The 22,402-nt window shown below is 51.9% G+C and carries 21 protein-coding genes; 6 read left to right on the top strand and 15 right to left on the bottom strand.

Annotated features, from left to right (window positions below; genetic code table 11):
- The first annotated feature begins 183 nt into the window (after nucleotides 1-183).
- Nucleotides 184-768 carry a metal-dependent hydrolase gene (locus HALTADL_RS07420; RefSeq protein ID WP_162551692.1) on the top strand — a complete coding sequence of 195 codons (585 nt, stop codon included), beginning with the start codon at nucleotides 184-186 and terminating at the stop codon, nucleotides 766-768.
- 118 nt (nucleotides 769-886) lie between these two features.
- On the opposite strand, the gene HALTADL_RS07415 is transcribed toward HALTADL_RS07420, so the two are convergent.
- A complete protein-coding gene (locus tag HALTADL_RS07415) occupies nucleotides 887-1,474 on the bottom strand; it encodes an N-6 DNA methylase (RefSeq protein WP_089673871.1) in 588 nt (195 codons plus the stop codon).
- A gap of 442 nt (nucleotides 1,475-1,916) precedes the next feature.
- On the opposite strand from HALTADL_RS07415, the gene HALTADL_RS07410 reads away from it, so the two are divergent.
- On the top strand, nucleotides 1,917-2,474 hold the full coding sequence (locus HALTADL_RS07410; protein WP_089673872.1) for a putative 2OG-Fe(II) oxygenase: 558 nt from the start codon (nucleotides 1,917-1,919) through the stop codon (nucleotides 2,472-2,474).
- Between the two features lie 119 nt (nucleotides 2,475-2,593).
- Here HALTADL_RS07410 and HALTADL_RS07405 read toward each other — a convergent pair whose 3' ends face one another.
- The 9 genes from HALTADL_RS07405 to HALTADL_RS17700 form a co-directional block, all read right to left on the bottom strand.
- Nucleotides 2,594-7,306, bottom strand: a complete 4,713-nt coding sequence (locus tag HALTADL_RS07405; RefSeq protein WP_162551691.1) for a S8 family serine peptidase — start codon at nucleotides 7,304-7,306, stop codon at nucleotides 2,594-2,596.
- 219 nt (nucleotides 7,307-7,525) lie between these two features.
- Nucleotides 7,526-8,863 carry an ISH6-like element ISHla10 family transposase gene (locus tag HALTADL_RS07400; protein WP_100190878.1) on the bottom strand — a complete coding sequence of 446 codons (1,338 nt, stop codon included), beginning with the start codon at nucleotides 8,861-8,863 and terminating at the stop codon, nucleotides 7,526-7,528.
- 54 nt (nucleotides 8,864-8,917) lie between these two features.
- Complete coding sequence (locus tag HALTADL_RS17280) at nucleotides 8,918-9,070, bottom strand: hypothetical protein (RefSeq protein WP_162551690.1); 153 nt, start codon at nucleotides 9,068-9,070, stop codon at nucleotides 8,918-8,920.
- Nucleotides 9,071-9,335: 265 nt separating this feature from the next.
- Entirely contained in the window at nucleotides 9,336-9,575 is a 240-nt protein-coding gene (locus tag HALTADL_RS07395; RefSeq protein ID WP_245708448.1) for a hypothetical protein, read from the bottom strand.
- Nucleotides 9,565-9,768, bottom strand: a complete 204-nt coding sequence (locus HALTADL_RS07390; RefSeq protein ID WP_089673051.1) for a hypothetical protein — start codon at nucleotides 9,766-9,768, stop codon at nucleotides 9,565-9,567. Before HALTADL_RS07390 ends, HALTADL_RS07395 begins: the two co-directional genes overlap by 11 nt.
- A gap of 463 nt (nucleotides 9,769-10,231) precedes the next feature.
- Complete coding sequence (locus tag HALTADL_RS07385; protein WP_089673052.1) at nucleotides 10,232-10,594, bottom strand: type II toxin-antitoxin system RelE family toxin; 363 nt, start codon at nucleotides 10,592-10,594, stop codon at nucleotides 10,232-10,234.
- Nucleotides 10,595-10,657: 63 nt separating this feature from the next.
- Nucleotides 10,658-10,786, bottom strand: a complete 129-nt coding sequence (locus HALTADL_RS17705) for a hypothetical protein (RefSeq protein WP_265472944.1) — start codon at nucleotides 10,784-10,786, stop codon at nucleotides 10,658-10,660.
- 802 nt (nucleotides 10,787-11,588) lie between these two features.
- Entirely contained in the window at nucleotides 11,589-13,862 is a 2,274-nt protein-coding gene (locus HALTADL_RS07380; protein WP_245708450.1) for a plasmid replication protein RepH, read from the bottom strand.
- 1,484 nt (nucleotides 13,863-15,346) lie between these two features.
- On the bottom strand, nucleotides 15,347-15,523 hold the full coding sequence (locus HALTADL_RS17700) for a division/cell wall cluster transcriptional repressor MraZ (protein WP_177171939.1): 177 nt from the start codon (nucleotides 15,521-15,523) through the stop codon (nucleotides 15,347-15,349).
- A gap of 236 nt (nucleotides 15,524-15,759) precedes the next feature.
- Between HALTADL_RS17700 and HALTADL_RS18015 the strand changes: the two genes are divergently transcribed.
- The 3 genes from HALTADL_RS18015 to HALTADL_RS17695 all read left to right on the top strand — a co-directional run bounded on the left by HALTADL_RS18015 (nucleotide 15,760) and on the right by HALTADL_RS17695 (nucleotide 17,773).
- Nucleotides 15,760-16,137 carry a DUF5805 domain-containing protein gene (locus tag HALTADL_RS18015; RefSeq protein ID WP_143054159.1) on the top strand — a complete coding sequence of 126 codons (378 nt, stop codon included), beginning with the start codon at nucleotides 15,760-15,762 and terminating at the stop codon, nucleotides 16,135-16,137.
- Nucleotides 16,130-17,293, top strand: a complete 1,164-nt coding sequence (locus tag HALTADL_RS07370) for a site-specific integrase (RefSeq protein WP_089673055.1) — start codon at nucleotides 16,130-16,132, stop codon at nucleotides 17,291-17,293. Before HALTADL_RS18015 ends, HALTADL_RS07370 begins: the two co-directional genes overlap by 8 nt.
- 354 nt (nucleotides 17,294-17,647) lie before the next feature.
- A complete protein-coding gene (locus HALTADL_RS17695) occupies nucleotides 17,648-17,773 on the top strand; it encodes a hypothetical protein (protein WP_265472943.1) in 126 nt (41 codons plus the stop codon).
- A gap of 528 nt (nucleotides 17,774-18,301) precedes the next feature.
- On the opposite strand, the gene HALTADL_RS07360 is transcribed toward HALTADL_RS17695, so the two are convergent.
- From HALTADL_RS07360 to HALTADL_RS07350, 3 genes are all read right to left on the bottom strand, one after another.
- Entirely contained in the window at nucleotides 18,302-19,072 is a 771-nt protein-coding gene (locus HALTADL_RS07360; RefSeq protein ID WP_162551689.1) for a S1 family peptidase, read from the bottom strand.
- A gap of 207 nt (nucleotides 19,073-19,279) precedes the next feature.
- The gene (locus tag HALTADL_RS07355; protein WP_089673057.1) at nucleotides 19,280-19,810 is read right to left on the bottom strand and encodes a hypothetical protein; all 531 of its coding nucleotides are present in this window, start codon (nucleotides 19,808-19,810) and stop codon (nucleotides 19,280-19,282) included.
- Nucleotides 19,811-19,819: 9 nt separating this feature from the next.
- Nucleotides 19,820-20,527, bottom strand: coding sequence for a DUF7437 domain-containing protein (locus HALTADL_RS07350; RefSeq protein ID WP_089673058.1), 708 nt, complete (start codon nucleotides 20,525-20,527; stop codon nucleotides 19,820-19,822).
- Nucleotides 20,528-20,796: 269 nt separating this feature from the next.
- Here HALTADL_RS07350 and HALTADL_RS07345 point away from each other — a divergent pair, with 269 nt between their 5' ends.
- Nucleotides 20,797-21,402 (top strand): site-specific integrase, encoded by a 606-nt coding sequence (locus tag HALTADL_RS07345; RefSeq protein ID WP_089673059.1) that lies wholly within the window; start codon nucleotides 20,797-20,799, stop codon nucleotides 21,400-21,402.
- Between the two features lie 6 nt (nucleotides 21,403-21,408).
- On the opposite strand, the gene HALTADL_RS07340 is transcribed toward HALTADL_RS07345, so the two are convergent.
- Both HALTADL_RS07340 and HALTADL_RS07335 read right to left on the bottom strand, forming a co-directional pair.
- Nucleotides 21,409-21,876, bottom strand: coding sequence for a type II toxin-antitoxin system VapC family toxin (locus HALTADL_RS07340; RefSeq protein ID WP_218143681.1), 468 nt, complete (start codon nucleotides 21,874-21,876; stop codon nucleotides 21,409-21,411).
- Nucleotides 21,857-22,207 (bottom strand): hypothetical protein, encoded by a 351-nt coding sequence (locus tag HALTADL_RS07335; protein ID WP_177171940.1) that lies wholly within the window; start codon nucleotides 22,205-22,207, stop codon nucleotides 21,857-21,859. The genes HALTADL_RS07340 and HALTADL_RS07335 overlap by 20 nt, the downstream gene beginning before the upstream one ends.
- Between the last annotated feature and the right edge of the window lie 195 nt (nucleotides 22,208-22,402).

Here is a 22,402-nt window from a genome sequence, read left to right as displayed (position 1 = left end):
GGAGATTGTATATTGTATGTTGCTATACGGAGATCTGGAGTTAAGTTGCGAACGACAGGAAACGTTCATGACCTCTTTTCGAGATGCAGTTTGTGTGGAATTATCTCAGAGGACTCAGTCTACCATTCGTTGGTAATGTCAACCGTCTCGACATCTTATGTATGGTCGGTTCTAAGTCCTGATATGGGGAATTTCGACCAACACCTCTCGGCTGGTAAAAAGTACGCACTGTTTGTTATTGTCATCAGTAGCTTTACCGCGTTCCAACTACGTGCGCCCACTGACTATATCATACTTACAGCACTTGTAGCATCGGCTTACGCGTTGTTAACATCGTTGGTCCCAGATATAGATCATCAAGACTCGATACCACGACAGACTGCTGGAAAGTACGCTAGTATAGGTATTATTGCGTTGATCTTACTACTTCCTACGGTAGCTCCTCGTTTTGTTGATGGGATTGGAAGGGTTGTCGGTATTGCTATTTCAGGGGACCCCAGCGTATTAGGGAGTGGTGTTATCCTTATCGGAGGAGTCGTAGCACTTCTTTTCGGAGGAGATCTGTTCGATAATTCTTTGACTCATAGAGGATTCACACACTCACCAGCTTTTGCGTTCTTTGTCGGCATTGTATCCTATTTTTCTCTTGGCCTGCTCAAGGGATTTGTCCCCCAGTTGAGCTTCTTATCTGGTGAGCTTGGTGTGATCGTTGCATTGGCTGCTGTAGGCGGTATATTCGTCCACCTGTCTGTTGATGACATAATCTAAAACCAACAATATAAGACTTTCTTCCAGCCTCTCAAAATGCTGTCTAAGGTCATGAATGTGAAACCCACCATTCGCAACTCCTCTGGACGCTCGAAATTTTGTTAGCTACAAACTGGTTCTATTCAGAGTCCCCTTTCGGATCGTCGATACGGCTCACACTCGCTTCATTTCCTCGGAAGTTGACCACCCATTGCGTGTGATACTCCATTGTCAGCGAGTCTCCGTATATAATCGATCCTGACGTTCCTGCGAGAATCAGATTGATGACCGCCATCTGAGCGCAGACACGGCTTATGTCGACGCCCGTCACGAAGACCGGTGCTGTAGGGTCTCTCTTGTGAATGGCCTTCGCGTGGGCTATCAGCATCCGACCGCTCCCGCAGGTTGGGTCGTGAGACTCGATTGGGTTGTCAGGAGTGGCCGCCTCTATATCGGACGATTTGATATCAAGCCCAGCCGTCAATTCACAGAGCCTCCACGGTGTGAAATGCTGTCCCAACCGATCCGAGTTCGCTCCTACGGCCTCATAGATGTCCCCTATCACTGGTCTCTGCTTGTCGCAGGTTACCGACAGTAGATGCCCAAACGCTTTGGCGAACTCCATCGCAACCATCTCTCGATCCTCATCGCTACAGTGATCCGGGACAATATCGTCGAGAGCCTCCACATACTCGCCACTGTTTCCTTGGAAGGATAGTAGGACCATATCGACCCACCCGATGAAGATCTTCGGCAATCCGTACCCTGTAACGCGACTTGCGGATTTTAGACACCCTACAATCGGTTCTATGCTTTCACTGTCGCTGCTCGAACTAGAATTTGCTTTGCTCACCTGTTTTACTCTCCGGCGATTGAATAGCTGGCACTACCGCTCGCCGCACATATCAGGGCAAAAATGGAACCAGTGATTGGTTTTAGAACTTCAGTCGAAGTGCGACACCGAGCGCCACACACTACGCAATAAAATTTCTGTGAATTCGCATCACTGTAGAGGCATTTTTATTTTCCCCTTGCGAAGCGTTTGGGAGTCGACAACCTGCTTGTATGGAAATGCGGGAGAAAAAACTTATACATAGTGGTGATATATTACGACAGTAAGACTACTTTAATCAAATTAGATGTAGTCAAACGGAGATCGTAAAATCACAATGTCACAAAAGACAAGCGAGATTGAAGTCCACAGTATTGAAATGCCCTATGTAATTGTGCCTTTTGAGGGGCATCATCAGCGCAAAGAAAAATTACTGGAAATCCTGGATAATTCTATTGCTGCACAAGATGCGATGGATGGTTCAAACCTCCTTTCTACAGATTATCATATAGCTGACCAGCATAAGGGAGAATATATGGATTTCATAGGTGAGGATTTAGCCAAGTGTCTTGCTGCAGGACTTGAAAAAATAGTCTTACATGAGGACAGCGATCAGGACGTAGAGCTTGAAATCAAAGATTCGTGGTTTCAACGGTACAGTAAAAATAACGCCCACGATTGGCATATCCACAAAAAGTGCGGTTGGGCCGCTGTATATTATGTCGAACTGCCAGAGGATTCTAAACCGACACTATTCCAAACGAATGATGGAGCTGTTATAGAGCCAAACGCCACTGAGGGAGATGTGATTATATTCCCGGCCTATCTCTGGCATTGTTCGCCTAAAAACAAAGATGAGGATACGAAGACGGTAATCGCACTAAATATCGAGTGACTTCCTCTCAGCTGTAAACGGCGTGGTTCTTTCTCGCAGAATATATAGAGAAGCGCATTGGTATTGGTCCGACGCCAACTACCTATCCTAGAAAATGGAATTGAAGGTGTAACGGCCTTCTACGGTGATTTTAGTCGCAGTGCGACACCGAGTGACGACAGCGCGATGATGGCGGCCACGAATCCGAACCCTGGTGTGTCGTCGTTAGTCTCTTCTTCTTCTTGACTGGTCTCGGTTTCCTCTACGATTTCGCCTTCCTCTGCAAGAGCGTTTGTCACTGCAAAGTGCGAGAACCCGTCAGTTTCAGCTTCGACTACGAAACTGTCCTCGGTGTCCTCGACCACCGTTGTCTCCAGTGCGCTCCACTCACCGTCTTCTTCGTACCACACAGTCAGCGTATCTCGATCCAGTTCGTCCAGATCGAACCCTGGATTTTCGAGCTTCATCAGATTGAATCTGAGTGTTGCTTGCTTGTCTCTGAGCGAGTACGGAACCATGACCTCATTGGCAGAGATGATGTCTCCCGGCGGCCGACCTGCTCTGGATGGTACATCACTGTAGTCTCGTACTTCGATCACTCCGGCCAGACCCGGCTCATTGAAGATCACGGTCTCGATGACAGGGTTGGTGACGAAATCACCCGGTTCAGAGACGCTGACCTCTTCGCCGCCATTGATCTTGCCTTTGGCTCTGACGATGGTGTGGACGTCGTCCGGGATCGGCGTTGGCCGTGCAGACGGAACACCACTGCCTCCGCCGCCTCCGCCGCCCCCACCGCCTCCGCTGGCACTTCCGCCACTGCCACCGCCACCCCCATTGTTGTTGCTGGCAACCTCAATGGTCACTTCTTGCTCTTTCGAGTTCCCGGCTGTGTCGGCTACGGTCAGTGTGACGACGATCGTTTCACCGGCCGATAGGCCACTCACGTTGAACGTTCCCTTTCCGGCGGTGATACTCGTCGTATAACGGCTGTTGCTAACGTCGGCAGAGATGCTTGTCTCGCTGACGTTGATCGACGAGTGCTGATCAGTGTACTCGAAACTGATGTTCACTGGACCCTCGTTGGCTTCAACGGAGGTACTTGGTGAAACGTCGATGGTGTCGACTGTTGGTGCAGTGGTATCCACTCCACCCGCACCGAATTGGCTGAATCCATCAACGACTGCAACGAGTTCGTTTGAGGTCGCGTTGTATTCGGTATTGATCTCGCGGTAATCTGAGCTACCGTCTTCGGATTTCAGGATCACCAGCTCGTTTTTGTCGAAGCCGCTGATGGTGTTCTGGTTGAGTTCGGAGACTGGGATTGTGATAGTCGCGTTCTCAAGCTCCGAGTCACTGAGGCCGATATCGTTGACGTTGACGAACCCGCCACTGAATTGATTCGCTGCGAGCTCTGTTCCAATGGGTGACGTTCGGCTGCTACTGACTGTTGCATCTCGACTCGTCGTACTACCAATCTGCGTTGTATTGCCGAGTACATCGATCTGACTCGTAGTACCGGGGTTGACTGTTCCCTCCCCGTTGATGATCTGGTAGTTGTCGATGGTGGCGTTGAGCGTTTCTGTGACGGTATTATTGTTGCCGTCTTTCGCATCGACTGTAACGTTGAAGATACTGATTCCGGCAGTCGCCGACTGGCTACTGTCGAAGGTGATTCTGACCGTATTCTCTTTAGCGTTGAGCCCATCGGGGACCGCACTGGCCGACGGGCTTCGGTCTGTCTGATCGTCTGCTTCGATCACGACATCCGTGATCTCGAAGGCTTCGTTAGCTTCGATTAGCAGGTCTCCGTTGCCTGTCGAAAGACTGTCTGTGTCGAGTTGCACCTTCGGTGGGGTGGTATCGACGGCGACTTCCGATCCAGAGGCTGTGACTTCGTAACTGACGTTGTCGACTGCCATCGCGATAGCCGTGTAATTGCCGTCGCCTACGAGGTCGCTTGTTGGGATCTGAGTGCTGAACTCTCCGCCATCGCTCACATCACCATTGACAGCCTTTTCGGTGCTGTAGGATGTGAATGTCGCCTCTACTCCGAGAAGTACACTGTCGACCGGGAGACTCCCCGGTTCGACCGTTCCATTGACCACGACTACATCGTTTGCGGTGTCCTGTTCGGCTTCGACAGCTGTGATCGTCGCCGGGTTCGGATCGTTGACCGTGACGGTCTTGGAGACGCTTGTGTAGTCAGTAGCGGCCGTGAGCTTCACGTCGCCAATGTCATTGATACCAGTCTCTCGCTCGAACGTGAGGGTACTGTTGTCTCCGGCTGCGAGTGTCACATCTTCCGACTCAAGGACTCCGCTCGTTTCATCCGAGAACGAGACGGTCTGTGTATCGGAGACGTCCCCGATATTCTCGACATCAATCTCTGCGACAATGGTTTCTCCGGCGCTCACAGAGGTATTGATGCTCTCAACCTTGGCATCGAACGTTGCCTGTCGGTCGATGATCAGTGGGAGTGAATCGGTGCTGTTCGGCGTTGAAGCGTTGACTGTATAGCTTCCATAGTCACCCGTGCTGGTCGGGATCGTAAGCGAGACCACAGCAGAATCTCTCCCTGCAACATCGACGAGCGTTGAGTTCGACCCAATCCCGTCTACGCTGACCGTAGCGTTCTGTGATAGCTCGAAGTCGCCCCGGTTGGAGACCTCGACGGTCACGTTGACATCCTCAGATTCAACGGGCGTGTTTACTGAGGTGATCTTAGTGACTGACTCCGCTGGTCGCAATACGTCGATCATCGTCTCATTTTGAGCCGATGGCGTACTCGCAGTGACGTTCAGAACAGGGTAATCATCGTCGGTCACCTTGTAGGTGAAGTTCACTGTCGACGTTGCACCAGCGTCGGTTTCAGGGATGTTTGAAGATCCATCCACGATTCGAGTCTCGTTGATGTAGAGGTCGAGATCACCAGTTCCGGCGACTCCACCGGTATTGAGAACATCAACGCTGACCGTTGCGTTGTCACCGGCAATGAAGTCGCTTGTGGCTACCGTATTGACTGTTGGCTCGAACGCCGCAGGTTTGGCTACCTCGACCCACTGCTCGGATTGTCTCGTGTCGGTTGCTGCTGTAACGTTTATTTGTGGTTGGTCTGCCTCGATTGGCGTGTAATCAAACTCGATATCTGTGCTTTCTCCAGGAGCAAGTGAAGGGATATTCGAATTACCACTCACGACGAGCGAATCGTTGATGTAGAGGCTGAGGTTGCCCGTATCAGCGATATCTCCGACGTTCTCGACCGAGACGTTGAACTCAGCTATTTCGCCGATGACAAACGGACCAGCGACATCTGAAGTATTGAGAGTCGGTTCGAACTCGGCTGGCCCTGCGACCGTTACGTTGACCGTTCTAGTTACGTCCCCTGTCTCAATGACGACTTCGTTGACGCCGGTATCCGCCTCACTGGTCTGATATTCAAAGATCAGTTCCTTGTATTCTTCAGAACCGAGATTGACGTTTTCCGATCCGATTTGAGTTCCATTGACGGAGTAGGTCACCGTCCGACTCGCTGCATCCCCGACGATGTTCACGTTAGTCACATTGGCCTTCGTAACGATTGTGTCTCCATACTCGACAGTATCGTTCGTATTGACTGATTCGACTCCCACGAAGCCATCTGGATTACTGAGTGCTAGTGAGGTGTATGCATTGGCTACTCCGTATCCAGATCGAGTGTTTCTCCCATCGGGCACTCCGACTGCGTCAATGGCCCCCCGTCGTAGTACTTCCTGGACCTGTGCAGGAGTGAGATTGGGGTTGTTTGAGAGCATGAGGCTGATGATTCCACTAACGTGTGGTGCGGCCATGCTCGTCCCGGACTTCAGTGTGAGGCTGTTCGGGTTCTGGTAATCCGCACTGTAAACACCATCCCCTGGTGCGACAACGTAAGGGGTCAGTTGAGTGTCGTCCCATTCACCGACCTTCGCGGCTGTTTTCTCATACTCACTGAGTTGGTATGTTCCACCGCTCGAAAAGTACGGAATCTGCCCTGAGCTATCCGTTGCGCCCACTGCAATGGCTGTTTCGTACCCTGCAGGGAAACCTATGTGGCCGTTCCCACTGTTGCCGGACGACGAAACTACTGTAATACCCAACGATCGGAGTGTGTCGATTGCTTCAATGTGAGTACTTATTGGGCTATCTAGGCCCAGACTCATACTGACGATATCGGGTTCCTCCTCAGCCATCCACTGCAATGACTTACGCACATTGAACGCATATCCATCACCGTTGTACAGCGCGGTTGAATGAATGAGCTTAGCATCGGGTGCAACTCCGATTGCAGTTCCGGTCTGATTCCCACCGACAACCGTGCCTGAGACGTGAGTGCCGTGACCACTACTGTCGAATGGGGCAGGTGCAGACACGCCTTCACGTTCACCAAGACTAGTAAACGATCCATTGGGGTAATAGAGCGTGTGCCATCCGCCCTCGTAGTTGTTCGCCGAATTGCCTCCATTGAGTTCAATCGCGACGTGATCTGGGGTGACACCACCGTCGATAACTCCGATAGTCACTCCATCTCCTCTCGTATCGAACCGCTCCCACGTCTCGGGGGCATTGATTTGATCGAGACCATAGGTAGTCTCTGCATCTGGTGTACTTTGCGAGCTCACTGTCGGGATGGGGTCTCCACCGCTGACCTTCTCATCCAGTTCGACGCTTTCGACATCGGGGATCTGGCGGAGTTGGTCAAGTGACACCCGATCTGTGTCGACAGTCACTAGGATCGTATTCGTGATCCACAATCGATCTTGGACGGTCACCCCGTCGACGGTCTCGAGGTGATCTAGAACCGGCTCCTGACGATCTCTTGTTTGTTGTTTCAAATCCTCTTTCGAGTCGAACGATTCGATCTCCGCTAGCTGTACAATGACTCTGGTCTCTTCGGGAGTTCCAGTTTCATTGCCGCCTCCGTCTGCAGTGACTATACCCATTCCTCCGACAGTGAATAGGATGACAATCAAAACAGACAATACTGCCAATATTCTCTTCATATAGTCCACACATACACCAAGTACAAATTGTTGGTCGTGTTGCAAAGCGGTCTAGACTTTGCCGCTGGTACTCTCAATTGAGAGGTCACAGTTGATTGCTGTTTTGGTCGAACGTTGGAGCAGTTCGTCGAGGAACGCTTGGTAGTACTCGGGGTCGGCGTACTTCACCAACCGAAGTTGGAGTATCGCTTCCAATCCCTCTGCTGTCCAGCGCATCCACTGGTTCTTGCACCGCTTGCTGACCTCGCCCATCAGTCGTTCGACGGGGTTCGAGGTCCACGGAACCTCGAACCCCTCGACAGCGTGCTCGGCGAACGTCACAATCGACGGCAGCCACCGCCGAAGATACCCTGCAGCCTTTGCTGACCCGAACTGCTCCAGTTGCCACGCTGTCTTCTCTAATCGCTCTCTCGTTCGCGCGATCCGCGAGCGGATCGCCGCGAACTCCTCCGCTGGACGATGCTTCGCCACAGAGTTCTTCAGATGGAACACCTCGTCGATCACCTCCGAAACGATCTCCTTCCGACGGTCCAAGGAGAAGACGCCATCGTCCCAGAGGGTGTTACCCAGCGTTCGGCCGACGTGGACGAGATCGAGCTGGTGGTCACGGTTTTCGTCGGTAAAGGCTGTGACGATGCCGCTATCAGCGTCACTGACGACCGTCGCGTCGTCAGTGACTGCGCCGATATCATCGAGTTCGGCGGCAGTTTCGTCCCAGTCAGCGTTGACCGACAGATCCAGCAGGGAGCGTGACTCTTCGGCGGTGTCTTCGCCGAGCGTTGCTTGGACGGAGTGGGACGAGCGGTCGTCGTCTTGGCTGTGGCACTTTGTCCCGTCAGGAATGACGGCGTCAGCGTCTGTGCCAGCGACACAGTCTGGAAGGAACTGTTTGAGCTTGTGGCCGTATTTCTTGGCACGGCGGTTGATGGTGGTCGGCGACGGCATCGAGACGAAGCTGTCGCCGTGATTGGCAGCGTCTCGATAGCTGAGCGAGGTAGCGAGATCGACGCTTTTGGCGGCGATGTCCTGCTGATAGCGGTTCTGCCCGTCGAAGTCGAGAACGTCTTCGACGGGCCGGAAGTAGCTGGATTCGTCTGGGGAAGCGGCTGTATCTTCGACGTAGTGGAGAGAGAACTCGTGTTCTCCGGCAGTTGTGACAGCTGTGCGGGTGTCGGTGCCGGCGCGTTGGAAGCGCTGGTCACCGTTGCCATGTGCGTGTTTCTCACCACAGAGCGCCTCGACGCTGGCGGCGTCGAGGCTCTCGACCAGCGATTCGAGAAGGACTGCTTCGAGGTTCTGGTCAGTGACGGCCTCGGCAAGCGTGGCGAGCGGTAGCGTTTTGTCGTCGTCGATACTCAGTTCGAACCGCACGTCGATTGTGGCGTGCATGGGGTACCTCGGTTTGGACACCAGAGGCAACCCCGCCTTCACGGGAGTCAGTTACTACTGAACTCTAGAGGACTTTGCGACACGACCAAAAACCTGCCTGATTATAGCCTCCGTTTTCGGTTTGGCACCATCAGGGACACACCCCTCAATCCGGTCGAAGGCATTCCAGATTATTTCGTCTGTGAGGTTTTGTGTGTCCTCAGACATATGTTAACATTCACATGAAAGGCAAATAAACTTTCCCGGTAACAAGTTTCTTCTAGAAATCACACACCGGCGTCGGACTCAGCTATTTCTTTGTCTGAGATACATTTGCCCCGAAGCAGATCGGTTACTCATCGGTAGCATTCTCTCAGTGCTTCTCGGCACGATCTCGAAGTGAGGCTAGTACTCTCGAACCCGCTCCTCAGGGAGATCGAATTGTCTGAGGATCCACTGGATTGACATCGTAGGTTGGGCATGTAGTAGGTCATCAGCACATCTTTGCGGGACTGTGCAACAGAGGGTAGTACACCCCGTTCACCGGTTTCTCCTCTCGGAAGTCGCCGACAGCAGTCTGCACATCGGCAAACAGCCGCGCCTTGTCGGGAGTATAGAAACTCTTGATTCGATCCATCAGACCCTCGTAGTGATAACGGACCTCGTCACCGTCGACAGGGCTCGCGAACAATCTTACACCGTGGGCGTGCTCTTCGATAATCTCAGTCATCATTTTCGCCATCTGTTTCGAGGCAGACGACATCCTTCAGTTCTTCCAGGAGCTCAGAGTGATGCTCTTCGAGGATCTCGACATCCCTAGCTAGTTCTTCGTTGATTCGGTTCCGGACGCGCGAGATCGATAGATATCGCTTGTGTATATCAGGATCTTCGACACCAGCGACGTTATCGCAGTCGGTGTCGGTCATAATATAAGAAATACATACCACTATTTTCGTTGCTAGAGTGATAGGTTCTTATAGCGATCTACTACACCACCACTTCCAATGTTTCCTATGCTCCCATTCTTTTATAAGTAATCTACCCCACTGGTTCCAGTGCTTTCGCGATCACCTACACCATATTACTTCCAGTATTTTTTCTCACAGATGGGACACCACTACTTCCGCTGTTCTCATTGAGCGGACCAAAATATGTCAGCAGATACACTTCGGATGTGGTGTGTGGGCGCTGTGATTACCGAAATGAAATATCACATCTCACGCACGTACAATGAGAATTTGAGTTGGGAGAGAAGAGCACGTTTCCGCTGTTAGAGTGCTAATATTGGGTGCTATAATTGTCATACCACCTATTTAGTATCAGGGAACCCACCCCACGTTTCCGTCGTCTGTTGAGCAAATCAGACCGACTACACACATTCTCGCCAGATCAAGGTATTTCGCCTTGTCTATCTCCACTTTCGAATTCGCTCATTCTTTGAGCGTACTCTGATGGATTGTAGGCGTGATCATCCTTTTTTAGGACTGCGACCAGCACCATTCGCTCACCAGAAACTTCGAAGATGAGGCGGAACTTATCACGGCCAACCCACTTCCGATAGAACGTGTATTTATCACTGCCACCAGCGAGCTTCGTGTAATCGTGATGAAAACGTGGATCTCGTGAACCTAAAACACAAGCAGTGTTGATGTCCTGTATTTTCGATTTAATCCGGTCGACTTCGTGGGCTTGGAATCCTGCAAGATCCTGCGACACATCTTCATCAAGAACTTTGAACTCCGAGATGCCCATCAATTACTGCTATCTTCTCGGAGAGGGTATAAAAAATCTCAATTAGGGCCCGGAAAATAGATCTCAGATATCGTCTAGAAAGTCTTCGACGTCGACGAGATTATTTTCATCGTCGAGTTTCTCTGCACGCTCTTCGATAACACGGTCTTCATCATCGAGGGGTTCGTCAGAGCGTGGTTTTTCTGTGGCCATGCGTGTCTAAAGTCACGTCTTAACCATGGATAAATGTAGTGGTGAACGCAGCTTGCCATGATATAGCCACGAACAACCATCAGTGAACAAGAGGTACTAAGGAATACACTCATGGAGTATATATTGACCGACCTCGGCCACACTGTCCTTACTCATGATATCAAAACGGGGGTCGAAAAATTGGTCGCCGAAGAGCATGAGGTTCAAGAACAGTATGCCGATTAGATAGACAAAATCCCCATCCTCAAAGAGAGTAGGTCACCCCAGTAGCCGTACTTCCGATACCAGACGCGCTTACCAACAATTCTTCTTCATAAACATATAATCAAGCGAGAAACATATCTTGAATCAGTGGGTAAATGTCTATACAATCATAGAAGATCTACTATACAGCGTTTCTAATACTCGTAATCAGCACATTTACATTCGATATGAGGGGTGTGTTGCCCATCTAGGAGGTCTTATCTCTCTTAGACTAATGAAACACATACACTCACAGTCTTGCACACCCGTAACCGAGTTTTCTATCAACGTTACTTCTTGGTTTTAAATAACGTGGTTAGGTGTGTGTGAATTGTATAAGGAGTACTCTACCACACCACTACTTCCGGAGAAGAACGCAGTTAGCTGGCTTCTCGAGCCGGAATTTTTGGCTTTTTGATAGAGCCACACACCACTGCTTCCGCTGTTCTTATTGGATGAGCCAACAAACTACGCTCAGTATAATTCACTGGCAAAGAGCAGCACCAACCGTTTCAGATTCTCTAGTACCACCCTGGACAGAGAGTGTACCCGGACATACTCAGTCAGACGGCATCGATGAAACTTCTCGGAGATGCGATTGAGGAGTGTCGACTTCCAATCGACCTAAACGGATCATACCTGTTGACGATGGTGAGACCTCTGAAGGACCAGTCTTGAGTTCACTCTCATCGGCATACGCTCCCCACAGGAACGCCCACCACCGGGATAACCGAGCATGGCGTGTGAATAACACCCGGATGTCGTCATCCGGACTAATTGGGCATAAACCACTCATATACACCTCCTCTAACTCTGGAAGATCGTAGTGTGAAATGTAGTGGCACAACACTCGACTCCCAATATCACGAGCGAACGTTGCGTCAATGATCGCTGTGTCTGGATCTGGTTCACCAAACGGCTCCTCGTGATGGCTTTGTGGACTCCACCACGGCTCTAAGTGGGCTTCCCACTGCCGTCGACCCCCGGATTCGGTCGGTTCGATGATGTCCCACGCAGCCAGTTCGTTGATGTACCGATCGTAGCTACTCCCAGAGATTCCAGCCTTCTCGATGATTGCTGATCGGCCCAGTGGATCCGGAGAATTGAGCAGTGTTTTCAGCAGTTTCGTCGCTGTCGGTGGGAGTTCGGGAAGCAACCGATCTGTTGGGAGCTGTGACAGCCCGTAGGAGATGTCTTTGATGCTGATGAAATCGAAGCTCCGAGTCGACCGAGCAATATGCAGCATCGCTTCGGCGACGTCCGAAGGACACGCTCGATGAGGCCGATCAGCGGTCCCCAAGACCCGGAGAAAGAGCCGAGTCAGACGCTCTAGGTCGTCGTCTCGCTCATGGATATCGCCGCGATAAGACACCTCGTAGCCTTTCGAGGTCGCGAACTCCTCAATGAGCTCACGAGTTGCGGTGTAGGTGTTCGAGATCTGCACTGGGATTTCCATCACCGGTGCAGTCTCTGTTCCGTCAGCGATGGCTTCTCGAATCTCACCTGCTTCCCGTTCGATGGCCTCCTCTATGTCTGCTTTGAGATCCGTCATCGTCGGCCCCGAAAACACCCATGAGGCGGTCAGGTGCATCGTTGGATCGGCCTCATCAACATCATACGGCAGCCGCATTTTCAGTTTCTGCTCGCGATCTTCCAGGAGCATTCGGTATCCCGAGTGGATCCCGTAGACAGACTGTTTGGGAACCGTGTACCGAGCGAAATCCAGGAAGTCATTCAGGCGTTTGTCGTCTCGAACCAACATCCCAGTATCCGGCATTCGGACGTTGATCGTCACGTCGACGTCAATGGTGTAGTACAGCTGGGTTGCTGAAGCGATCAGTCCCTGGAGGTCTCGGAACAACTCAGTTCGAGCCTCAACATCGTCGCTGTTGGTGAGTTCTCCAACTTTCTCGAGGCAGAGGCTCCGAACAGTGCTGATGCGGTCTTTCCAGTCATCATACTGTTCTTCGTCCTCGCTGAACCACCCGATCTGATGGCCCCACCGGAGAATATCTCCTGCCTTTTCGTCGAGTTTGTCGACCACGGCATCATCGATCTCCTCGAACTCGTTACCGAGGGCAGACGGAGAGAGTATCTTACTCAGTGCTTTGTTGCTCAGTAAGGCTCCCGCGATACGTCCTAGTGTGGGAAGTGGCCCACCCCACTGAGAGATAACGAGGAGATCGTCGTCGAAACAGCTGAGATAGGAAACTCGACCGTCGTCGAACTTCGAGAGGAGGTCATCGGCGAGGTTTACCCCGGGGTTTCGGCGGCTAGCACCGTATCGCTGGTGCATTCCCCAAGCGTCGAGGACATCAGATGGGCCGTTGAGCCACTGGACGTAGCTGTTGCCGTTCGCTGGAGAGCCGGTTGTCGCGAGCCACTCCTCGGCGGTTGCTGTCGGAGGTAATCCATCCCCCCCTTCCGTGCTTGCCTGCGCCCTATACACTGTACCTGCATCGGACTGAGGGGTCAGCGTAAGAGCCGTCTCCAACGTCGACTGGGAGGGGTGAATCAGCCGGTAGTCAGCAGTGAGAAACTCCTCGACAGCAAGCTGGCCAAGTGACGTGAGAGACGCACTATTGTACCGCCCTCGACGATCAATGTCTACGAGCCCTCTTTCTTCTAGATCGACAATGTAGCGTCCGATAGTCCCCGACTTGACACCGATCTCATCGTCCTGCTTGAGATCACGGTATTCGCGTTCTCCGTTAACAGGAAGGTTCCCTAGGAGCCGGAGTCGACCAGACACTTCAGGGAGCTCTTTGATAATATCCCATACCTGCTTGAGTTGTTTATCCAATGTCTCCTCACCATCAGAGACAGTCTCCATACAGGACCCATCAGCACGCTCAGTAAGACTGAGATGAGCATCATACCAGTTTGGATAGTCTCGCTCAAGGGTAGCATCAAGAGTCGGAGAGATGATTAATCGAACATCAAATGCGGACCCCAGGACAACAATCGCTGCGAGAGCTCGCACACCAGTAGAACGATCACTGAGATCTGTCCACGATTCACCGTCAAGAATCAATGTAATGGATTGTGGAGTCTCATCGAGTTCCTGATGAACACGCACAGGCCCCTTGGCAAGTGACTCGAGGCCACCATTCATTGATCCTCTACCAGTCCCAACAGTCGTCAGTAGCTGTTTGAGCTTTTGATATCGCTGCTGATGGTACGTCGAGAGATCATCCTTTGACGGCTCAGCGTATTTGGTTGCGAACTCAACCAGCGAGTTCTGGTAGTCGACAGCTTCTGCCTCGCTATCGCTCCATACCTGCGTGGGGTCGTTCGATCTTCGTCGCCCGTACCCGAGGGTCTTGTCGTGGAGAACGGGCAACACCGACCCATAGCGTCCGTGTCTGAGGATCTGTGGATCAATCTCGCAGATGAACTTCCGAATTGTGTGAAGACTAGACGGAAGTAGTTCGTCAAGCAGCTTCGGAATCCACTCAGTGACTCTCGGCGTGATATCGTTGACAACGATACCAGATGGCGAAAGGGATCCATCAGGAGCTACCTTTCGAATATTCGAGTGTTGTTTCTCTCTATCGTAAGATACCGTCATTTTGTCCGCCTTTCGATAAAGCGGATGTAGTGAAGATGGACCTGCGGCTAGACGGCGAAAGAATCAATAGTACCAACGTTGGCACTACTAATAGGAGCATTCAGTCACACGCTCCTTGCAGGATCACTTCACTGATCCGCTTGAGGAATACTGCAGAACGACATCCGGGGCGAGGCGTGGGAACTTCACACCCGGACTGTCGTTTGGAACTACGCTCTTGAGTCATATGTATCGTGTTTCAGTTTCTGTTGTCGTGGATTCTGTTGGTGTAGCCGACACTCTCGTTGCTCAGCGAGTTTGTTCCACTCCGATCTCTACCGTGAGAGACAGAGCTGAGGCTCTCTGAAGGCAAACGCTTATGTCGTTTCGTACAGAAGCAGGAGTTGTCTAGGCACCTGCCCCTTTTAGTGGATCTTCTTTCGTTAGCTGATAGCTTGTCTTGTGCAGCGGATTGACTTAAATTATTGGCTAGTAGTTGTGTGACAGGTTCAACTGGGTTAGAACATTCTGGGGCGGGTTGATAGAAGTAGTTAGTGAGACAGTCCACGTCGAGATCATCGACGCTCATGGCTCATCACCGCCGATAACACGATATTCAGCAAGTGCAACCTGTAGCTTCGGGATGAGTAAGACCCTAATACTCAGGAAAGCAAGGAGTAGATGGACCATCCGGCCAAGATGTCCATCGAACGGGGAACAACAACCATACTTTTGTTCCCCTTTCCTCGCCGCACAGAGCGTCAGCTCTAGGCGTCACCCCCGGTGTCTTCGTCGAGATAGGTTACCTTCTTGGCCTCGAATTCGACAAGTGCTTCCCGCCCTTCAATGGTGAGTGCTTGACGATGCTCTTTTGGTATGACGAGCCGCCCTTTGTCATCAACCTTCTTGCTGAACGAAATCGTCGGGTTTTCTGATCCACTCATTTATTCAAGATAGTGTATCAGGTCCGGTATTAAGTTTTTGGGACAGCAAGACGGAGCGAATTCAAAAATTTGTAAAGAGTGCACAGGACACTCTTTGAAATCTAAAGACACATCGCGGAGCCGTCTGCTTATCAGACAAAAATAGTAATAATAATTATGTTTAGTGGTGTTACACTCTTTGTAATTCTTTAAATCAGAAAAACTTACTTGTTTATGTATTGAGTTCATAATTACGTATGGCATTCATACAGATAAGCGACGTACCTGACGAGTGGCTGAAAGAGGCTGATGAACGGAATCTATCGCGGAGCGAATATGCCAAACGCATGATCCGTGGAGGGCGTCGACAATTCGGTCACGACTATGCGCCGAACGAAACACCAGCGACTCCAAACACACTCAAACTAGACGAGAGTACAGGGTCCGAAATTGAAACCCAACTCAAAGCTTGGATACACGCGAATCTCTCTACTGACGATGCACAGGATGTAGATGATCTCGTTGACCTTCTCGAAGACGATCTCGCCACACTCGCAGACGAACTCTGCGACGAACAAAAAGCAAAGTATCGCCGCTCAAAGGGCGGATATCTCAAGATCCCCACCAATGAGTAAATACGGTAACCTCAATTTTGAGGAGGAGTGGTACAGCGAACCGTTAAAAAAGTACCTCGAACACAAGCAGAACGTCGATGACGTGACAGACACGCGATTTGGCGACATCGCCCGTATCCTCGTCGGAAATCCCGAAAGATACGATTGGGAGTGTTTAAAAGAACTTGGCGAACCGTCAGTAAAGTGGGAGGCATGGGATGAGTTCGTTAGAGAAGAAGACGACGAAGGAAACGTCGTCCGTATCTGGCGCGATGAGATGACCATTGCCGATGCACGAGCGTTCAAGCAACAGCTCGAAGACGCTGGGTTGGGGTCTCGAACTGTCGAAGGAAATTTGCGAATAGTCCAGTCGTTTTTGATGGAGTTACTGGAACGTGACGTGATTGAATCGAATCCAGTCGCCTACGTCTTGGACGAGACAGAGTTCGACCATGACGACCCCAATAAAAGCGACCTAACAGTTGATGAAATTGGAAAGTATCTGCGAGCCATTCCAAACCTTCAGCAGCGGGCGATGGGCGTCATGTTTGCGAAGACAGGTATGCGACTAGGAGAGAACTACAATATCGACCTCCCATTCCTGCATCTCGACCACAAAATCTACGACACCATTCTCGATCAGCACGACGTGACGCTCGTTGACGAGGTTGCCGATCACCCAGATACGCTCTACATTCCGAGCGAACCGACAGGATATGAGACATTCCAAGGTGAGAAACGAAAGCTCGGTAACAAACGGAAACGTGGCACGAAAATCCCAATCGACGAAGAACTGAAGAAAGCACTACTCGACTGGCTTGCTGTCCGACCAGAGACGAGTTACCCACATCCCCTGTGGGTAAAGCCCGCCGGAAAACCAACTCGAATTGGGAAAATGAATCCGAATGATAAGTTGACGAACTACTGGGCTGAAGAAACTGGCCTCCTCGACGACGGAGATACAGGAGAGTTCACCCCCCACTGGTTCCGTCACTTCTTCACGACCAATATGAAACCGGGACGAGGCCATCACGACGACTCGATAGCACCGTCACTGGTGAAATACATCCGGGGCGACGTTGAAGACGACATCATGGAAGTCTACACGCACGACTGGGGCGATCAGGTTCGTGAACAGTACCTCGACGCCATTTACAAGTTCGGCATCTATGACTGACGACCTGCCAACCCCAGGTCCGAACGAGCCGATACCGTCGTGGCCAGAATACGAGCAGCTACGTGAGGCTATCCATGACTACCTCGATCACGACCCAGACGATCCCAAATGGAACGACATCTGGCGGGCACTCGCCGCGATCATGGGGGAGTATCAGCGCGATCAGTTCGTCGAGGCGTTCGACCTCGATGAGCCAGCCGAGACAACCTGTATTCGATGGCCCATCACAGGTGATGACGAGTCCCCCACAGCCCGCTCAAAGCCGATGACGACCCGACAGGCCCGCCTCACAAGCCACCAGCCAACGACCACGCAACACTCTGGCTCGATGACGGCGAACCTTCCGTCTACTCGATGCACGTCTATCGGGGTAACATCGAACGGCTCGATGCCGCCGAGCCGCCGTACAACCAGTGGTTTGACCTCTTCGAGTTTGCCGCCCAGTGGGGCCTCGAAGTCAGCATCCTTGAGAAGTCCTAGTACAATCTCGGCAGTACAGGTCATCTTCTACCCGCCCGAGCGATACCGGTAATCGGTCGAGTTTTGATGTAGTCTGTTCTCAATCAATGTAGATCAATCCTCTACGAACACACCGGTCGATACCATTTCGTATCGTCCGATATACAAGCAATCAAGGCTCTTACCGAATCCAGTGAAACAATCAGATCAGTAATATTGACACCAGCTACGTGCTGAATACAACACGCGAGTCTTGCATGACGGCCTGCTCAAATCGCGGTTGTCAAATTGGTCGATACAGCGTGATGAATTTCCGTCTCGCACGGATTTACGACGACGTCCTCGATACTCCCGTACCCTGCTTTTCGCTGTCTTGATGGGTATCTTCGGGACGTGGCTGATCCGACAGTACCGGTACCGGGCCGGTATCGGGTCGTGATTCGTAACGATCGTACTGCTCCTATCGTTGGTTGAGCGGCGCGGCCAGAACGCGCTCGGAATCGTGTGAAACTGGTACGAGAAGGTCTGACTGTGAGGCTGAGGACGCGTTCACTCTTCACTGTTTTCGATAATCTCAATGATCTGCTCCGGGTAGAACGCGAAATTAACATTCAGCGGGCCTTCCTCTATCGAATGCGTGGGCGATTGCAGAGTCGATGAGTGAATTCCGAGGAAGTACCGCTGCGGCTGCTTATACACGACAGGCCCGCCATCCATCTGATCGATTATCGACGGTGTTGTGAAGATCGGGCTTCCGCTCATCCCGGAGTGCGTATTCGCGTCTGTTGCGAACGCGAGATTCCCCATAAACCCGCCGCCGTAATGACTGGATATCAGGGCACTCCGGATTATCGGCATATAGTCATTCGGTTCGATCACTGGGTACCCGACAATCATCGCTTCCTCACCTGCTGTTATCGGTCGTTCATCGGGGAGAAAGTTCGGCGGGCCGATCGGTTGATTGATGTAATCATCCAAGTTGTCGTACAGTTCGAGCACTGCCAGGTCGGGTTGCGGTTCAGCGGAGTGCTCCATCCATTGCCGCTCGCCATCCTTCACTAAGTCCAGCGGGCGGCTGATACGGAGCATCGGTGTGTCCGCGTTGTCTCGCAGATAAATCCGGGCTTCCTCGGCTACGAATTCTTCTTCGCCGTCATCGTTCTCCTCAACGAAGACGTGCCGGTTCGTGACTAGGTAGTCTGTCTCCTCGCCTTCCTGCTCGTATCGGAACAGTGTGCCTGTTGCGTGACCGCCGCCCGGTAGTTTGATCGGTGTGACGCATAGGAATAGCGGGTCTAAAGGGTTGTTCGGTAAGCTCATGTTGTGTTCCGGTAGAGTAGGTCGGGTTATTGATGTTGGGTGATGCATCGGGTGAGACCCGGCAAGGCCGGTTAAACGACCGTCCCTCCTAACCCGTAACAGACGTGTTTTGCTGTTCAGCTCAAGTGGTGGTCGTTGAGTTATCTTGCAGCTGCTCCATTCTACGGAACGGTCTACAGTTCTAAGAGGAGCTCTGCCGACAAGCGATCAAATCAGTCGCATTGAGCCACCAGGTTCGTCTCCAATGATATCGGCTAGACCGTATACCTCAATTGTCCCTGTATACCCCTGTGCAGTGACGGCATTCTGGATGCCCTCTTTGGCTGGCTTGTCATCGGTGAGAACGATCACACCCGAAGTTGAGCGGTCTCTGACGTACTGGATCGCGAGCCCTGCAAGAATCGTGTCTGTCTTTTCGACTTCGTGTTCGGGTTTGTCAGTCATGTTCGCGATTGTCCGTCTGGCGATGTCGCTCGCTGCAACAGCATCTCCATCGGTTGGGTCTGGCGCATCGATGATCTCGGCCCATCCTTCGTCGAGTGCTGTCTGAACACGGTAAGTGTCTCGTCCACCAACCTCACCGATGACCCGCCGAGGGAGTTTCAGTACGACGCCAGCGGTCTGTACGGCAGAGCGAAACTGTACGAATTTGGTGTTCGACGGGTCACCTATCGCGATAAAGATATTCGCGTCGACAATGACCTCCTTCCCCCCGGATAGTGGTGACTCTTGACTCATCTAGCGACCTCACTCGACATCATCTGGCTGTGCTGGCGATGTTTCCTGCTCGTCGAGATCAGGGAGATCCATCTGGTTGTGGACGTCTGGGAATAGATACTCGAAATACGGGTCCTGTTCCCGACCAACGGCGAGGGCGGGCACGAGTGCGTAGATGATCATCATCGCCTCGGTATCTCGAACGTCGATCTCACTGGCAACCATCCGCTGAGTCATGTTTCCCGCGTGGTGGAGGCCAGCACCACGGAGTGCCGCCACGAGCTTACCGATACCATATCGATCAAGAAAGTATTCGACGTCCTCATCGACTTCCTGAAGAGCAAATGCGTGGAGGACCGTCGGCGTAATGATGATCGGGGTGTACGGCTCAACGAGAATAACAGGCTCTGCAGTGAGCTGTTGTGGACGAGTCGAATCGTCACGCTCGACGAGGCCTAAATCGACTAACCGGTCGACGTAATCGTAGGCTGTCGATTTCGAGAGATCAAGATCGTCCATAACCTCTGGTGGCGAAACTGGTCCCCAGTAACAAACGTAGACGTAGACGCGAGCGAGAGCCGGTTGGTTGAGGAGCTTCACGAGTGTTTCGAGGCCCGGTGCATTCTCGGCAAGGAGCTCCGGCTTGAGCGTCTCCTGGTTCAAGATGTCTCTCGGTGGCGTATGGAGGGCCGAAGTGCCCCCATCTGGGCGAGGTGGCGTGTCGGGTTGATCGTCCATACCTATTAGTCCGAAGTTCACGTACTTTAGACTTGCTTCGAGTTAACTGACAGAACTACTCTGAGATATCCTCTATGTGTTTCACTGGCATACTTACTAGATGGATAACAAAATCGCTGGCTTGCTCACGGTCTTTTCGAATCGTGGAGGACAACTATATTGCACGTTTGTACAGTAACGTGCAAAAATTTCGCCCTATACTGGGAATAGCCCCTATCGAAGGCCGAAATCACTATCGCTAAGTGCATGATACTCATGAGTAACACGCAATGCGAACAGAACGGAACAAAGATAGCTCTTGGAACGTCTGGCTCTCACGGAGCGAATACGAAGTGCTACCTCGGGAAGCAGAGACGTTCGAACAGGAAGTGGCTATCCGGCTGATGGGTGATTGCGGGCTCCGTGTGCAGGAAGTACTCGACGTCAAGCCCAAACACGTCTCCAGAATGAGCGATGGCAAGCACTTTGAGCTGAAGGTCGTCGGTGGAAAGGACACCACCGGTGAGTATACCGGGGGTAAGTACCGCGAGACATGGCTTCCACGTGACGTTGAGGCAACGATCAATCGCTACATACAGCAGACTGGGATCAACGACGAGGAACGCCTGGTTCCAAAATCCAAACGAACCGTCCAGTATTGGGTTGAGAAAACAGCCGAGAAAGCAGCCGAAGAAACTGGAGACGATGATTATCGACGTGTCTCAACGCACGACCTCCGCCGATGCTGGGCCAATCACCTCCTTGTCGAAGAGAACGTCAGCCCGCGGATCGTCATGGCTCTTGGAGGCTGGAGTTCCTACGATGCTATTGAACCCTATCTCGCTGCTCCAACTGAACAGAACATAATCGAATCGATGCGAACTGCACTGCAGTGATGTGTGTTAGACGTTCAACCCAGTGTCGACTGGTACACGTGTGAAACCCAGCGTCTGGAAGTCTTTATCGAACCCCAATACGTGGTCAATATCGCGCTCTGTAGCTAGCACAGCTGTCGTGTGATCGACGAACGAGATTGTTTGATCGTCGTACTGCTCGAATTGCTCCAATGCCGTATCAAAGGTAATTCGATCAACCACGAGATGGTTGAAGCTCTCGCTGTTACGGATTTCAGTGACCGCCCGAACCGCTTCGTTGTGAGTACTCTTCCGGAGTAGTAACGTTGCGAGTTCCGAAAGCACCGCCTGCGTAGTGAACAGTGGACCAAACGGAAGATCTCCATCTACAATGCTATCAAGTGTTTCACGTGCACGCGCGTGCTGCTCCGCAGGCTCGTAATAATACGCGAAGAACATCCCCGTATCCACGATAGCTGGAGATCTCTGGACAGCACTACCCATTGATTTCGCCATACAGCACGTCGTCGATATCGGCTTCACTCACTGTCTCATCACCGGCTATTGGCTCTGTTCCCCAGACGGGATCTTCTGGATTGATATCTGTGACATCGCCCGCCGGCTGAAGCCAGTAGATATTCCGTCCAGCTGTCTTCCGTTTACCGAGCATCCCCCGACCATGAAACTCATTCAGTTTCCGGCGAGCAGCTTCTGCCGTCACGCCGAGTTCTGATGCAATATCAGCACTGGTCACAGCTGGGCCAGCGACGGTACTGAAAACCTGCCGTACTCGGTCGATTGTGACCGTTTCAGCGTACTGCCCGGAATCAGTTCGTTCTCGGCTCATAACTAACGGTACTTGCTCTATACGTATAACCATAGTGGATACGACCACGTTGTGTACCCAACGTGGGCACATGACTGTTTGCGGAGGATGCCTGAATGACGGTCAAACTGGTTGGCACTACATCCTTCTCACTATCGACGCAAGACCAATGCCTATCCATACACGTCGCGTTCCAACTTCCGTGTTGTCCTCACA

This window comes from Halohasta litchfieldiae, from assembly GCF_002788215.1.
Lineage (GTDB): Archaea > Halobacteriota > Halobacteria > Halobacteriales > Haloferacaceae > Halohasta > Halohasta litchfieldiae.
This window is presented reverse-complemented; position numbering and strand designations above follow the sequence as displayed.

Coding starts and splice junctions, on each gene's coding strand:
- HALTADL_RS07420 (WP_162551692.1), top strand. CDS start 184: ATGGGGAATTTCGACCAACACCTCTCGGCTGGTAAAAAGTACGCACTG.
- HALTADL_RS07415 (WP_089673871.1), bottom strand. CDS start 1,474: ATGGTCCTACTATCCTTCCAAGGAAACAGTGGCGAGTATGTGGAGGCT.
- HALTADL_RS07410 (WP_089673872.1), top strand. CDS start 1,917: ATGTCACAAAAGACAAGCGAGATTGAAGTCCACAGTATTGAAATGCCC.
- HALTADL_RS07400 (WP_100190878.1), bottom strand. CDS start 8,863: ATGCACGCCACAATCGACGTGCGGTTCGAACTGAGTATCGACGACGAC.
- HALTADL_RS17280 (WP_162551690.1), bottom strand. CDS start 9,070: ATGTCTGAGGACACACAAAACCTCACAGACGAAATAATCTGGAATGCC.
- HALTADL_RS07395 (WP_245708448.1), bottom strand. CDS start 9,575: ATGATGACTGAGATTATCGAAGAGCACGCCCACGGTGTAAGATTGTTC.
- HALTADL_RS07390 (WP_089673051.1), bottom strand. CDS start 9,768: ATGACCGACACCGACTGCGATAACGTCGCTGGTGTCGAAGATCCTGAT.
- HALTADL_RS07385 (WP_089673052.1), bottom strand. CDS start 10,594: ATGGGCATCTCGGAGTTCAAAGTTCTTGATGAAGATGTGTCGCAGGAT.
- HALTADL_RS17705 (WP_265472944.1), bottom strand. CDS start 10,786: ATGGCCACAGAAAAACCACGCTCTGACGAACCCCTCGATGATGAAGAC.
- HALTADL_RS07380 (WP_245708450.1), bottom strand. CDS start 13,862: ATGGAGACTGTCTCTGATGGTGAGGAGACATTGGATAAACAACTCAAG.
- HALTADL_RS17700 (WP_177171939.1), bottom strand. CDS start 15,523: ATGAGTGGATCAGAAAACCCGACGATTTCGTTCAGCAAGAAGGTTGAT.
- HALTADL_RS18015 (WP_143054159.1), top strand. CDS start 15,760: ATGGCATTCATACAGATAAGCGACGTACCTGACGAGTGGCTGAAAGAG.
- HALTADL_RS07370 (WP_089673055.1), top strand. CDS start 16,130: ATGAGTAAATACGGTAACCTCAATTTTGAGGAGGAGTGGTACAGCGAA.
- HALTADL_RS17695 (WP_265472943.1), top strand. CDS start 17,648: ATGCACGTCTATCGGGGTAACATCGAACGGCTCGATGCCGCCGAGCCG.
- HALTADL_RS07360 (WP_162551689.1), bottom strand. CDS start 19,072: ATGAGCTTACCGAACAACCCTTTAGACCCGCTATTCCTATGCGTCACA.
- HALTADL_RS07355 (WP_089673057.1), bottom strand. CDS start 19,810: ATGAGTCAAGAGTCACCACTATCCGGGGGGAAGGAGGTCATTGTCGAC.
- HALTADL_RS07350 (WP_089673058.1), bottom strand. CDS start 20,527: ATGGACGATCAACCCGACACGCCACCTCGCCCAGATGGGGGCACTTCG.
- HALTADL_RS07345 (WP_089673059.1), top strand. CDS start 20,797: ATGCGAACAGAACGGAACAAAGATAGCTCTTGGAACGTCTGGCTCTCA.
- HALTADL_RS07340 (WP_218143681.1), bottom strand. CDS start 21,876: ATGGCGAAATCAATGGGTAGTGCTGTCCAGAGATCTCCAGCTATCGTG.
- HALTADL_RS07335 (WP_177171940.1), bottom strand. CDS start 22,207: ATGAGCCGAGAACGAACTGATTCCGGGCAGTACGCTGAAACGGTCACA.